The organism is Luteibacter sp. GL_149 (assembly GCF_057834065.1).
Genome location: NZ_CM174395.1, coordinates 3,158,865 through 3,171,812 on the forward strand (window position 1 = coordinate 3,158,865; position 12,948 = coordinate 3,171,812).

The window sequence follows — 12,948 nt, forward strand, 5'->3', positions numbered from 1 at the left end:
CAATCCTTACGCCCATCAACGCAAAGGCCCAGCCATGCCCAGCATCTTTATCGGTCGCAACGACGACGCCCAGGTCGAGCTCGATGCCCGCTATGGCAACCGCCACGGCATGATCGCCGGCGCCACCGGCACGGGTAAATCCGTGTCGTTGATGCTTCTGGCCGAAGGGTTCTCCCGCATGGGCGTGCCCTGTTTCCTGGCCGACGCGAAGGGCGACCTGGCCGGCCTGTCGCAGGCCGCCGGGGCGCCGTCCGAAAAACTCGCCGCGCGCTTTGCGAAGTTGGGCCTGACTGACTGGAAGCCCGCGGCCAATCCGGTGGTGTTCTGGGACATTTACGGCAAACTCGGTCATCCGGTGCGGGCGACCATTTCGGAGATGGGGCCCGCCCTGCTCTCCCGCATCATGGAACTGAACGACACACAGCAAGGCGTGCTGGAAGTGGTGTTCAAGGTCGCCGACGACGAAGGCCTGCTGCTGCTCGACCTGGCCGATCTGCGCTCCATGCTGGGTTTCGCCTCCGATCATGCGAAAGACATCTCGGCGCGCTACGGCCTGATCAGCGCGCAGAGCGTCGCGGCCATCCAGCGCGCGCTGCTGAAAATGGAATCGGACGGCGCGGATTCTTTCTTCGGCGAACCGGCTCTCGAACTGGCCGACCTGATGCGCCAGGACATGAGCGGCCGCGGCGTCATCGGCGTACTGGCCGCGCAGACACTGATCCTGAAACCGCGTCTCTATTCGACCTTCCTGCTGTGGCTGCTGTCCGAACTTTTCGAGCAGATGCCTGAAGTAGGCGACCTCGATCAGCCGAAGATGGTGTTCTTCTTCGACGAAGCGCATCTGTTGTTCGACGATGCCCCACCCGCGCTGCGTCAGCGCGTGGAGCAGGTCGTCCGGCTCATTCGTTCCAAGGGCGTAGGCGTGTACTTCTGCTCGCAGAATCCGGACGACGTGCCGGGCGATATCCTCGGCCAGCTCGGCAATCGCGTGCAGCACGCGCTGCGCGCATTCACCCCCCGCGACCAGAAAGCGGTACGGGCCGCCGCCGAAACCTTCGCCCGCAATCCAAAACTGGACGTCACCGAAGCGATCGGCGGACTCGGCGTCGGCGAGGCACTGGCGTCCACACTCGGCGAGGGCGGCGTGCCGACCCCTGTCCAGAAGATTCTGGTCAGCACACCGACCTGCCGCATCGGCGCGATCACGGACGATGAGCGCGCCGTCATTCGCGCGCGTTCGCCCGTCGGCGGCAAATACGACACGACGGTCAATCGCGATTCCGCCGAAGAAATGCTGACCCGTCGCGCAAGCGAAAAGAACGATGCCGGCGCGCCGCCCGCGCACGGCAACGGCCCCGCGACCGGCAATGCGACCGATGAAGCCGGTGCCGGCTGGAGCGGCGCCGTACGCGACGCGCTGCTGGGTACGAAGCGTCGCCAGGGCATGATCGAAACCATGGCCAAATCGGTGACCCGCCAGGTGGGCTCGAAAGCGGGCCAGGCGATCGTGCGCGGCATACTCGGCAGTATTTTCGGCGGCAAGCGCTGATGCCGAGACATGCGATCGTCGACGCGGATACCGGCTTCGCCGAGCGCCTGCGCCATGGCGTCCGCTATCCGCTTCGCGGTCCGGCCATCGTCACCATCGTCGCGGTGGCGCTGTTCAACATACTGAGTCTGGTGCCGGGCGTGGGGCCGCTCATCCTCATCCTCGGCTGGTCGGCCGTCTACGTGTATGCGTTCGAATGCCTTCGCCACACGGCCGACGGATTCGGCGATCCGCCGGAAATGGCGATCGACACCGATCAGGGCACGGCTACCGCTCTCATCGTCATCCAGCTCGTCGGCGCCGCGCTTTCCGTGCTTGCACCGTTCTTCCTGGGTTTTTCCGGCTTCTTCGTCTCGCTGGCGTTCGGCTTCGTGTTGCCGATCATCACGATGTCGCTCGCGTTCGACGGCGTCGGCGCCGCGCTCAATCCATTCACCTGGTTCGCGGTGATCGCCCGCCTGGGCAGTGCCTATTTCGTGCTCGTCGCTATCGTGCTGCTTACCAGCCTGATGCAGATCGGTGCACGACACGCACTGGCCGGCACCCCTCTTTCCGTGCCGCTGTTCTATCTGGTGGCGAACTACCTCACGATCTTCAACTTCTATCTGATGGGCTCGCTGATCCATCAGCATCACGAGAAGCTGGGTTACCACCCCAAGGCCGACGCCCTGGTCGCGGCATCGGGACGCAACGCGGACGACGACCTGCTCGCGCATGTCGATGTCGTGGCCGCTACCGATCCGGCCGCCGCGACCGACCTGCTGACCGACCGCATTCGCGGCGGCTCGTCGCCACCGCCGGTCCATACACGCTATCGCGTGCTGCTGCGTCAGGCGGGAAGGTTGCCCGAACTGCTTGTCCATGGACAAATCTGGATCGCCGCACTGGTCGCACAGAACGAAACACGCCGCGCACTCGGCGTGGTCAAGGACTGCCTCGACATCGATCCGGCCTTCCTTCCGGATGCACCGGAAACCGCAGGCCCGTTGGCGGATGCCGCCGCTCACGCAGGCATGCCGCGCATCGCGCTGCGCCTGGCAACCGGTTACCGCACGGCGTGGCCACGAGACTTCGGTGCGTTGCATTACGGTCTGCTGGCGGCACGCATGCTGGAGCGGCTCGGCGAACGCGGAGAAGCCATCGCCCTGCTCGACCGTTTGCGCGCCGAGGCGTCCGACCATCCGCTGCAGACGGATATCGTCGAACTTGCCCGATCGCTGCGCGAACAGGAAGCGCGCGCATGAGTCGCTGGCGACCGCCATCGCCGTCGTCGACGGCCATCATCACGCGCGCGGGCTTCGAGCGCATGAAAGCCGAACTCGATCACCTGTGGCATACCGTGCGGCCGGAAGTCGTCAAGGCGCTGGCCGCCGCGGCGGCGGAAGGCGATCGCTCGGAGAATGCCGAGTATATCTATCGCAAGAAGCAGCTCGGCGAAATCGACCGGCGCGCACGCTATCTAAGCAAACGCATTCCCGTGCTGAAAGTCGTCGAAACCGCACCGTCGAACCGGGACGCCGTGTTCTTCGGCGCCACGATAGGGCTGGAGAACGTCGACACCGGCGAGACGGTGCGCTATCGCATCGTCGGCCCGGATGAAACCGATGCACGCCTTGGCTGGATCAGTATCGACTCGCCAATGGCCCGCGCCGTACTGAAAAAAAAGATCGACGACGAATTCGAAGCGGATCTTCCCGGTGGCCGCACGCGTTTCTGCGTCGTCACCGTGGACTACGACTGAATCTCGCCCTGCACCGCCAGCCGGTCGAGTCGCCTGGCAAAGCGATGCAATTCGTCGAGAAATCGCCCCAGCCTCTCGCTGTCCACCGTGCCCGTTTCGCGCAACGCCCGCTCGATAGCCTCGCCTTCCGTGGCGACAGACGACGGCCCGAACGCATTCACGCCGCCCAGTACGTGATGCGCCCAGTCGGCCAGCGCCCCACTGTCGCCACCTGCCACGACATCGTCGAATCGTTCCAGCGCCGCTCGCGTGGCGGCGGCACCGTGAGTGGCGACGATGCCGACATTGCGGTCGCCACCGAACGTCCGGCGCAGACGCTCCAGGTCGAAGGATGACGCTTCGGCGATAACCGCGCGCCCTTCATCCGCTGGCTCTCCGTCCGCGCGCTCTTCATCGGGAAGCCAGCGCGCGATCGCCGCATGAAACGCCTCCAACCGGACCGGCTTGCGTAGCAGGTCGTCCATGCCGGCGACCCTGCATGCCTCGTCCTGTCCCGCACGGGCATCGGCGGTCATGCCGACAATAGGCATGCGCCGCTCGCCACCAGCCTCCCGCCGGCGAACCTCGCGCGACACCGCATAGCCGTCGACCAGCGGCATATGGCAGTCGACCAGAAGCAGGTCGTACGCCTGGCGCTCCAGTGCGGCCAGGGCGGCCTCGCCGTTCTCGACGACATCGCATGAATAGCCACGAAGATCCAGCTGGATACGCACGAGATGCTGGTTCACCGGATGGTCTTCCGCCAGCAGGATGCGCGCACGGCGACGAGGCACGAAAGGCCGCGCCTCGTCGCGTACCGATATCTCTCCCTCCTGCCCCAGGGCCAGCCGGACCACGGCACCCACGGCAGGCCATTTGAGTGGATTCGTGCCGAGCAACAGCATGCCCGCATCGTCGGCGTGCCCGCGCGGCATCGGCATGATGGAAAGCCTGATGGCGCGATCTGTCGCGTCGACGCCACCGGCGTCATCGACGAACCGCACGTCGCCGCCGGTTGCCACGGCAACGAACCCCAACGGCACGAGCATGGCTTCGAGCGCATCGCGGGTCCGTGGATCCGCGGTCTCCACGGAGACGGTTTCACCGCTGCCGGGCTGGTGTGCGACGTCGCGGGCAACGACCGGCAGATCGAGCGTGACCGTGACCGTCGATCCCCGGCTGAGCTCGCTTTCGATGTCGATGTGGCCGCCCATGCGTTCGATAAGCCGTCGCGAAATCGCCAGACCCAGGCCGGTTCCTCCGAACCGGCGGGTCGTCGACGACTCGGCCTGACTGAACGAGCCGAAGACGTGACGAAGCTTCGCCGCGTGAATGCCGATGCCAGTATCCGTCACGCGTATCCGCATGCCCTGCCGCGCGGATGCGTCGTCGTGGACAAGAACCGCGACCGCGACCTCGCCGGAGGACGTGAATTTGATGGCATTGCTGACGAGATTGAGCAGCACCTGGCGCAGCCGTCCGGCATCCACCGCATGCGTCGCCGCGAGACGCGCATCGAGGAATATCCGCAGGCGCAGGCCCTTGGCATGCGCCTGCGCCGCCATGATGCTTACCGCGCCATCGACCAGTTCGCGCAGATCCGTCGGCCCCGGTTCCAGATCGAGGTGCCCCGCTTCGATCTTCGAAAAATCCAGTACGTCGTCGAGGATTTGCAGAAGCGCGGACGCCGAATGTTCGATGGTGGCGATCAGCGAATGCTGTTCGCCGTCCAGCGGCGTCTGCTCCAGCACATCGAGCAGGCCAATGACGCCGTTCATCGGCGTGCGTATCTCGTGACTGATGGTGGCGAGAAAATCGCTCTTCGCGCGCGTCGCCGCCTCGGCCTCTTCTTTCGCGCGCGCCAGATTGCGCGCGGCAAGCTGCTGCGCGGTCACGTCGATCCAGTATCCGTTCCAGTGGACCGCGCCGTCGGCACGCGCGAGCGGCACGGCGTCGGAACTGAGGTATCGCGTGCCGCTGTCGACACGGATGCGTACCGTCGCATGCAGCGGCGTCAGTTCGCGGGCGGAACGCTCGATAGCTTCCCGAAGGGACTCACGGTCTTCCGGTAGCACGCGCGCGAGTACGGACTCCCCCCCCGCCAGCAGGTCGCCGGCGCGTGCGCCGAGGATGGTTTCGGGATTCCCGCCGACATAGGCGAGCGAGTAGCGGCCCTCGCGGTCGCGTATGAATTCGTAGACGACGGCGGGGACATGGGCCGTGACGTCGGCCAGCTGCCGCTCGCTGCGTTCCCTCAGTTGCGTCTCGCGACGGAGGCGAAGATAGGCGTAGCTGATCGCCGCGAGCGACGCGAGCAGTACGGCGACGAACGGTCCGACACGACGCGCCATGTCGCGCCAGGTCGGTCCCACGATATAGTGCGAGGCAAACCAGGTGTTACGGATTTCCTGCTGTCTGCGCGGTGCCATGTTGACCAGCACGCGATTGACCAGCGGCAACAAGGGTTGCAGTTCGCGGCTGACCCCGATGGCGATCGCTTCGGATTCCCCGGTGGGCGCGGCGACTTTCAGTCGACCGAGATAATGCGCGCGAATAAGGTAATCGACCGAGGCCAGGTTGCCGATGAACGCATCGCCCTCGCCCGCCGCGAGACGGGCCATGCCATCGTCTTCCGTGTCCACGGCCATCGTGTGCGCATCGGCAATGCGCGAAATCAGGTGTCGCACGGGATCGCGCGAGGTATTCGCGATGATGCGCTTGCCAGCCAGGTCGTCGATGGATGCGACGGTCGGCGAACCTTCGCGCGTGACGATCATGATGGGAAATTCGAGATAGGGCACGCTTGCTTGCAGCCAGGGAAACGTCGCGCTGCGCGGATTCACGGCACCGACGACATCGACCTCGCCGCGCTCGACGCGTGCCACGGTTTCCGCCCAGTTCGCGCTCGGCACCTGGGTGAAGCGCACGCCGAGTTCGGCGGCGATCTCGCGGACGTAGTCCAGTGCGAGGCCTTCCGCTTCGCCGCGTTCGCTGAGCAGGCTGAAAGGAACATAGCTCGGATCGACACCCAGCCGTAGCGGAGGAAGGTTCCGCAGCCACGCCCGCTCGCTGGCGCTCAGGGGAATCTGCGCCATCCGGGGCTGCGGTGCGACATCGCGACCGACCCAGCGCGCACGCAGGCGACCGTGATCCGCCGCCGTCAGGCCGGCCAGCTCGCGATCCAGCGCCTGTCCCAGCACAGCACGATCCGCCGGCACGCCGAATGCCAGTGCACTGAGCGGCAAGGCCACGGGTGCGCCGATACGCAACTGATTTTCCATGCCCAGACGGCCGATAAATTCACGTGCGCTATAGGGATTATCGATATAGGCCGTGGCGCGACCGTCGGCCACGCGACGCAGCGCCTCCTCCGTGGAAGCGGTTTCCAGGATCGTGGAGTGCGGCAGCTCGCGCCGCAGCGTTTCAACGTCGAAGTAACCGGCGTGCACGGTGACCGTCTTGCCCTGCAGCTCATCCAGATTCCGGACGATCGGCGCGTCGCCCCGTTCCACCAGCGCCGGTAGCGACTCGAAATAGGTGGCGCCGACCCGGACGCCCGGCATGCCCGCTTCCAGCGGCGTCACGCTGGTGGCGACATCGATTTCCCCGTGCGCCAGCGCCGTCAGTACGGCCGGCCAGGTCGGAAATACGCGGGTTTCCAGCGTTACGCCCAATCTGCCGGCCAGTTCGCGCAGATAATCGGGCCCGAGGCCCACCAGCTCGCCTTCGCGCACTTCCTCGAACGGCGGATAGCCCTCGCGGTACGCGCCGACCACCAGCACCGGATGCTGGCGCAGCCAGGCCGTTTCCCCAGCCGTGACGCCGGTTTCCTGCGCGTGCGTGACGACAGGCGTAAATAGCAGGAAAATTAAGAATAATCGGAAAATCATGGTCATCCGCACGCGAGGCTGTCCATCCTAGGCATAATCGATGGCAAGCGATCCGTGCCGATCGCTCCGCCCAAGAGAGAACCTTAAAGCATGTCGCTCAAAGTCATCCTAGCCGACGATCATCCGCTGGTAGTCATCGGCGGGTCGCTGGCACTCGGAACCGCGGGCATCGATGTCGTCGGTACGGCCTCGAAACCCGACGAACTCATCCAGTTACTCAAGGAACGGCCCTGCGATGTAGTCATCACGGATTTCCTGATGCCCAGCGAATCGCAGAACGACGGCCTCACGCTGATCGAGAATATCGTCAGGGATTTCCCCAAGGTATCGCTCGTCATCCTCACCATGATCGATCGCGCCAGCGCGCTACAGGCCATGCTCGCGCGCGGCGCCGTCGGTATCGTCGACAAACGCGCCCCGATGGACGAGCTGGCGGACGCGGCGCGCGCGGTGGACGCCGGTGAAACCTACCTCAGCGAAAGCCTTCTGCGCATTCTGGACGAAGCGGAGAAAACGGCGACCCCAACCACGGACATGCCGCTGTCGCCTCGCGAAAGCGACATCCTGCGCCTGTTCGTCGGTGGCATGTCCCTGGGCGAAATCGCAGAGCGCGAAGGCAAATCGGTCAAGACCATCAGCCGCCAGAAGCGCGATGCCATGCGCAAACTGGGAGTGCATCACGACAGCCTGCTGGGGCAATACGCCCGCGACCACGGCCTGATCTGAAGAGCCGCGAGAGCGCTGTAGAAGCACTCTTCGAGAGCGCTCCTACAGCGGCCGCAGCGGACCCGGATAGCTGCGCCCCGCCCGCAACGGCTGAAAACAAGCACCCTCCCGATAAAACCGCTCATTCCCGGTATCCGGGTGCCACCCCGGGATACCGCTTACCGGCAGCGCCCGCAGCTCCTGCGGATCGCACAATGCACGCCCGTCCCCGATCGCACGCGCACATACGTCCCATGCCACGGCCATATCGTCGCCCATCACCACCAGAGCCTTGCCGACCAGCAACTTTCCCGGTGTCAACGCATGCTCCAGCAACGCGTGACCAAAGACTTCCGCCCGCGCGTCGCCCTTCAGCCAAGCGTCGCGATGCGTCCAGAACAGGGCATGCCAATCGTGCACGTCCCATGCCGCAAGCATCGCCGGATCGCGCAACGTAACGAGAATGCCCGCTTCGTCGAAATGCGTCAGCGCGCACTGGGGGCGGGATCGTTCCTTGCGTCCCATGATGTCGATCTCGGCGACCTGCCGCGCATTCAACGCGCGCTTTACCGGGCCATAGCGCGCCCAGATCAAGGCATTCAGCAAGTCGTGCCAGTTCGCTTCACGCGTGGCGATCAAACCGTCTCGGGCGATACGTTCTTCGTAGTGCAGACCGTCCGCAAGCAATGCCGCATCCTGTGTCACGAACCGCCGAGCGACGTCGCGACCGGGCAACGCATTCAACGTGGCGATATCGGGCCAGGTGTCATTCGCCAGCAACGCGTGCCACGAATGCCACTCCGATAACGGCGGCACCCCGAGAACACGCCGGTCCAGCGCCTCCCTCGTGGGTGCCACGTAACGCATGGATCAGGCGAGCCGGCCGTAAAGGTCGTGCGCGTCGGCATCTTCGATCACGACATCGACGAACTGACCCGGCTTCAGCAGCTGACCATCGTCGATGCGCACCGCGCCGTCGATCTCTGGCGCATCCGCGCTGGACCGAGCCCAGGCACCCTCGCCGTCGATTTCGTCGACAAGGACTTTCAGCGTACGGCCGATCTTGCGCTGAAGCTTGGCTGCCGAAATTTCGGCCTGCACGGCCATAAACTGCTCGAGGCGATCTTCCTTAAGCTCTTCGTCGACCGGATCGGGCAGTTCGTTGGCTTTCGCACCGTCGACGGGCGAATAAGCGAACGCGCCCACGCGATCCAGTTCGGCCGCGCGCAGGAAGTCCAGAAGCTCCTGGAACTCTTCGTTCGTCTCGCCCGGGAAGCCGACGATGAACGTGCTGCGGATAGTCAGATCCGGCACCTGTCTGCGCCAGTTCTGGATGCGCTCCAACGTCTTGTCCACGTTGCCGGGGCGCTTCATCAGCTTGAGGATGCGCGGGCTCGCGTGCTGGAACGGAATGTCGAGGTACGGAAGAATTCTGCCGTCGGCCATCAGCGGCATGACTTCGTCGACATGCGGATAGGGGTAGACATAGTGCAGACGTGTCCACGCCCCGAGTTCCGACAGGCCTTCGCACAGTTCGGTCATGCGCGTACGGTATTCCTTGCCGCGCCAGGTGCGTTCCGCATAGCGGACATCGACGCCGTACGCGCTGGTGTCCTGCGAAATCACGAGCAGCTCCCTGACGCCACCCTTCACCAGTTTTTCGGCTTCGATCAGGACTTCGTCCACCGGACGACTGACCAGATCGCCGCGCATCGACGGGATGATGCAGAAGCTGCAACGGTGATTGCAGCCTTCGGAAATCTTCAGGTAAGCGTAGTGCTTCGGCGTGAGCTTGACGCCCGTATCCGGCACCAGGTCGAGCAGCGGATTGCGCTGCGGCGGCAGCGCCTTGTGCACCGCGCTCATCACGCTTGCGTAGTCCTGCGGACCGGAAATGGCGAGGACGTCGGGATAGGACTCGCGGATAAGCTCCGCGCGCTTGCCGAGGCAGCCCGTCACGATGACCTTGCCGTTCTCGTGCAAGGCCTCGCCGATGGCGTCGAGCGATTCCTGCACCGCCGAATCGATGAAGCCGCAGGTGTTGACCACCACCGCGTCGGCCGCGCCGTAGGTCGGCACGATTTCGTACCCCTCGACTTTCAGCTGGGTGAGGATACGTTCGGAATCGACCAGAGCCTTGGGGCAACCAAGGCTGACGAAACCAATTTTATGGGCGGCCTGGGACATTGCCATGGGTACCGGGGATAAGAAGACCGCGCATTATAGCGGGTTGCGCCGGCCGGGGCCGCGCGGACCCCTCACCCACGACGCGCTCGCCCCGGCGAGGTTACGCTTGGCGTCCCCTGGCCTCGCCACCTGCCGGGAGCTGGCCACCCGCGGGCCTTTATCAGGCGGCGGCCCGATGGAAAGCCGCTCGTTGAACAGAAAACGACTCCGCAACGCCCGTGTTCGCGCGCGAGTTTGGTGACGCAAAGCGGCGCCGAATTCGTCGCTGTGTAACCTTTTATTATGTGCCCAGCTCGCTAGATACATATTCGACCAGCTCTCTGGTGTTTCTGACAAATTCCGCTTCTAAATCAATGCCACACTTATTTGCAAGAACAATAATCGACCATAAACAGTCCGACAATTCATGACCAAGTTTAGCTTTGCAGTCATCAATATTTCGAATACCAGCGTTTGCCTGGATCAGTTTTGCCAGATCACCTACGTCCCCTACGAAACCAAGCGCAAGTTCTTCTGTGGTCCAGATGCGCCCGTACCTCTTGATCTCAAGCTGTTCGTAGAGCTCGTTTAGCTGTAGTGCTGACTTTTCAAGATCACTGAGTTTCATGCTGGTTGCACCTGACGCTGGTTATATAGCGCGGTGATGATGGCGCCCTGCGTCCACGTCTTCAACTCGATATCGCGTAACAACGGCCTGCCAGGAAGCGTCGTCGTAGTTCCACGGCGGCCCCTATTCCAGGTTATGTCCATGCCCGCGTTGAGGGTCGGAAGGGACATTACTGAATCTTAAGCTCACCAGCCGCCGCCCTTGATACTACAGCGATGCTCTAGCTTCCTTTGTTCGCCTGACCGCAGGGCCCACCATACCGTTCGCGGCATGGTGGGTTTTTGTCGAAGGGCGCGGTTGTTCAATGAGTGACGGGAACACACACCCATTGGCCGTGAGGCAAAGGCTGAGCTACTTGTCCTTCGGGGCATACCGGTGCATTGGCGAGGCGTGGCGCCGGTATTGCGGTATGCAGGGTGCCGGTTGCATGTATCGACAAGGTGGCAGCGGTCAGCATCAATCCCACAAAGACAGTTTTCATCATCACATCCCCATGCATAGATGAGCACTTTTGGTCAAGCTGGGCGACCCGAGTGTGCTCGAGACTCCTGCACGCCCTGCGCCCGATCTTAACCTGTCATCCCTCCGCGGGGTGGCGCTTTTTTCCTGAAGAAATCCTGTCGCCCTCGTACCGACCACTGCACTGGAGACGGTCAACGCGCCGCTCATGGCGGTCGACGAGACGCCGATCAACAGCCTCGCCCCCTGGCTTTTCCGCCCAATAGCCAAGGTCTGGGGTTCCCTGGTATTTCGTCGTCCATCGGATGCTGGATGGATGACCGACAGGATCATCGTTGTTAGACAACCGTGACGAACGAACGCAACGCGCATGCGTGCGACACTTGACGTCTACGCCAATCGGCCAGTAATCGTTCCACGAAAACGACAATCATGGAGTCCTTCATGGGTAGCACCATCATTCTCGACACGTCCCGCCCCAATGAGTCCATGGATGCCTACCTCGCACGGCCGGCCGGAACACCAAAGGGCGGCATCGTGGTGATCCAGGAAATCTTCGGCGTGAATGCGCATATCCGCAGCGTGGCCGATAGCTTCGCGGAAGAAGGTTATGTCGCGATTGCGCCTGCGCTGTTCGATCCCGTCCGGAAAGGCGTGGAGCTTGGCTACGACAAGGAAGGCATGCAGGCGGGCGGCAAGCTCGTCGCCGAGCTTGGCTTGCATCGCCCGCTGGAAGACGTCGCCGTGGCGGCTCGCGCCATTGCCTATGCCGGCAAGGTCGGCACCGCCGGCTATTGCTGGGGCGGCACGGTGGCGTTGATGGCCGCGCTGCGACTGGGCCTTCCGTCGGCCAGCTATTACGGCTCTCGCAACGTACCCTTCCTGAGCGAAGACGCGAAAGCACCCGTAATCTTCCATTTCGGCGAACGCGATCACTCGATCCCGCCGGAGATGGTCGAGAAACATCGCGAACTGAAACCGGAAATGGATACCTGGGTTTACCCCGCCGACCACGGTTTCAACTGCGATGCGCGGGGCAGTTACGACGCACCCAGCGCAAAACTCGCTCGCGAGCGCACGCTGGCGTTTTTCGCCCGCTATCTGGCCGACGCATGACCGCGCCGTTCATCCTCGACTCCCGACTGGCCGGCGACACGCTCGTCGTCGGCGACCTGCCCCTCAGCCGCGTACTGCTGATGAACGATGCGCGTTTCCTCTGGCTCGTCCTGGTCCCGCGCCAGTCCGGTCTTTCGGAAATCATGGACCTCACCAACGACGATCAGACGGTTCTGTGGGGCGAGGTAAACGCGGTGACACGGACGCTGCGCGATGCCGAGCCCTGCGACAAGATCAATATCGGCGCGCTCGGCAATATCGTCAGGCAGCTGCACGTGCACGTGATCGCGCGACGCGAAGGGGATGCGGCATGGCCGGGTCCGGTTTGGGGCAGTGGCAAGACGGTCCCCTATGACGACGCCACGTCGAGCGAACTGATCGGACGTCTGCGGGGAAGCTTGCCACTTCTGTAGCCTGTCCGATGGCAGGCATAAAAGCTCGTGCGTCGGGGAGGCCGCGACCGGGTTGGGCCTTGGGGCCTTCGGCGCCGTCCCTGCGGGAGCGGGCCGTAGTGCCACTTCGCTCCGTCACTAGTCATCGCGGCCCTCGGCTAAGGCGGCCCCAAGGGCCAACCCGGCCACGGCACCGTCGACGACGGTTTGCTGAAGGAAGAGCACGAGCCGAGCAGGTGACGGAATCGAACCGGATGCGGTCACCACCGGTCATGCGTCACGCGCTGCTTTCCCCCACATAACCGCAACCTCCGGAAGAGCCG

At 63.8% G+C, this 12,948-nt stretch carries 10 protein-coding genes; 6 read left to right on the forward strand and 4 right to left on the reverse strand.

Translation table 11 applies throughout. The features are described from left to right. Positions 1-34 precede the first annotated feature (34 nt). Genes AC3IR3_RS13985 through greB form a run of 3 tightly spaced genes read left to right on the forward strand, consistent with a single transcriptional unit; the run spans position 35 to position 3,290 of the window. Positions 35-1,549, forward strand: coding sequence for a helicase HerA-like domain-containing protein (locus tag AC3IR3_RS13985; RefSeq protein ID WP_489192984.1), 1,515 nt, complete (start codon positions 35-37; stop codon positions 1,547-1,549). Further along, positions 1,549-2,793 (forward strand): hypothetical protein, encoded by a 1,245-nt coding sequence (locus tag AC3IR3_RS13990; protein WP_489192986.1) that lies wholly within the window; start codon positions 1,549-1,551, stop codon positions 2,791-2,793. Before AC3IR3_RS13985 ends, AC3IR3_RS13990 begins: the two co-directional genes overlap by 1 nt. Further along, positions 2,790-3,290: a transcription elongation factor GreB gene (gene greB / locus AC3IR3_RS13995; protein ID WP_489192988.1), complete on the forward strand. Its 501-nt coding sequence runs from the start codon at positions 2,790-2,792 to the stop codon at positions 3,288-3,290. Before AC3IR3_RS13990 ends, greB begins: the two co-directional genes overlap by 4 nt. Here the strand turns inward: greB and AC3IR3_RS14000 are convergent. Then, positions 3,281-7,159, reverse strand: a complete 3,879-nt coding sequence (locus AC3IR3_RS14000) for an ATP-binding protein (protein ID WP_489192990.1) — start codon at positions 7,157-7,159, stop codon at positions 3,281-3,283. The genes greB and AC3IR3_RS14000 overlap by 10 nt on opposite strands. A gap of 90 nt (positions 7,160-7,249) precedes the next feature. Here AC3IR3_RS14000 and AC3IR3_RS14005 point away from each other — a divergent pair, with 90 nt between their 5' ends. Then, positions 7,250-7,885 (forward strand): response regulator, encoded by a 636-nt coding sequence (locus tag AC3IR3_RS14005; protein ID WP_489192991.1) that lies wholly within the window; start codon positions 7,250-7,252, stop codon positions 7,883-7,885. A 42-nt stretch (positions 7,886-7,927) separates the two neighbouring features. Here the strand turns inward: AC3IR3_RS14005 and AC3IR3_RS14010 are convergent, their stop codons facing one another. The 3 genes from AC3IR3_RS14010 to AC3IR3_RS14020 all read right to left on the reverse strand — a co-directional run bounded on the left by AC3IR3_RS14010 (position 7,928) and on the right by AC3IR3_RS14020 (position 10,658). Next, on the reverse strand, positions 7,928-8,731 hold the full coding sequence (locus tag AC3IR3_RS14010) for a DUF3025 domain-containing protein (RefSeq protein ID WP_489192993.1): 804 nt from the start codon (positions 8,729-8,731) through the stop codon (positions 7,928-7,930). A 3-nt stretch (positions 8,732-8,734) separates the two neighbouring features. After that, complete coding sequence (gene rimO / locus AC3IR3_RS14015; protein WP_489196933.1) at positions 8,735-10,051, reverse strand: 30S ribosomal protein S12 methylthiotransferase RimO; 1,317 nt, start codon at positions 10,049-10,051, stop codon at positions 8,735-8,737. Positions 10,052-10,331: 280 nt separating this feature from the next. Then, the gene (locus AC3IR3_RS14020) at positions 10,332-10,658 is read right to left on the reverse strand and encodes a nucleotide pyrophosphohydrolase (protein WP_489192995.1); all 327 of its coding nucleotides are present in this window, start codon (positions 10,656-10,658) and stop codon (positions 10,332-10,334) included. A gap of 903 nt (positions 10,659-11,561) precedes the next feature. On the opposite strand from AC3IR3_RS14020, the gene AC3IR3_RS14025 reads away from it, so the two are divergent. Together AC3IR3_RS14025 and AC3IR3_RS14030 are read left to right on the forward strand one after the other, a co-directional pair. Next, positions 11,562-12,233, forward strand: coding sequence for a dienelactone hydrolase family protein (locus tag AC3IR3_RS14025; RefSeq protein ID WP_489192997.1), 672 nt, complete (start codon positions 11,562-11,564; stop codon positions 12,231-12,233). Beyond that, a complete protein-coding gene (locus AC3IR3_RS14030) occupies positions 12,230-12,646 on the forward strand; it encodes an HIT domain-containing protein (RefSeq protein WP_489192999.1) in 417 nt (138 codons plus the stop codon). Before AC3IR3_RS14025 ends, AC3IR3_RS14030 begins: the two co-directional genes overlap by 4 nt. Positions 12,647-12,948 lie beyond the last annotated feature (302 nt).

Bases quoted from the DNA above. Each gene is read 5' to 3' on its own strand.
- AC3IR3_RS14005 (WP_489192991.1), top strand. From the start codon at position 7,250: ATGTCGCTCAAAGTCATCCTAGCCGACGATCATCCGCTGGTAGTCATC.
- AC3IR3_RS13985 (WP_489192984.1), top strand. From the start codon at position 35: ATGCCCAGCATCTTTATCGGTCGCAACGACGACGCCCAGGTCGAGCTC.
- AC3IR3_RS13990 (WP_489192986.1), top strand. From the start codon at position 1,549: ATGCCGAGACATGCGATCGTCGACGCGGATACCGGCTTCGCCGAGCGC.
- rimO (WP_489196933.1), bottom strand. From the start codon at position 10,051: ATGTCCCAGGCCGCCCATAAAATTGGTTTCGTCAGCCTTGGTTGCCCC.
- AC3IR3_RS14025 (WP_489192997.1), top strand. From the start codon at position 11,562: ATGGGTAGCACCATCATTCTCGACACGTCCCGCCCCAATGAGTCCATG.
- greB (WP_489192988.1), top strand. From the start codon at position 2,790: ATGAGTCGCTGGCGACCGCCATCGCCGTCGTCGACGGCCATCATCACG.
- AC3IR3_RS14010 (WP_489192993.1), bottom strand. From the start codon at position 8,731: ATGCGTTACGTGGCACCCACGAGGGAGGCGCTGGACCGGCGTGTTCTC.
- AC3IR3_RS14020 (WP_489192995.1), bottom strand. From the start codon at position 10,658: ATGAAACTCAGTGATCTTGAAAAGTCAGCACTACAGCTAAACGAGCTC.
- AC3IR3_RS14000 (WP_489192990.1), bottom strand. From the start codon at position 7,159: ATGATTTTCCGATTATTCTTAATTTTCCTGCTATTTACGCCTGTCGTC.
- AC3IR3_RS14030 (WP_489192999.1), top strand. From the start codon at position 12,230: ATGACCGCGCCGTTCATCCTCGACTCCCGACTGGCCGGCGACACGCTC.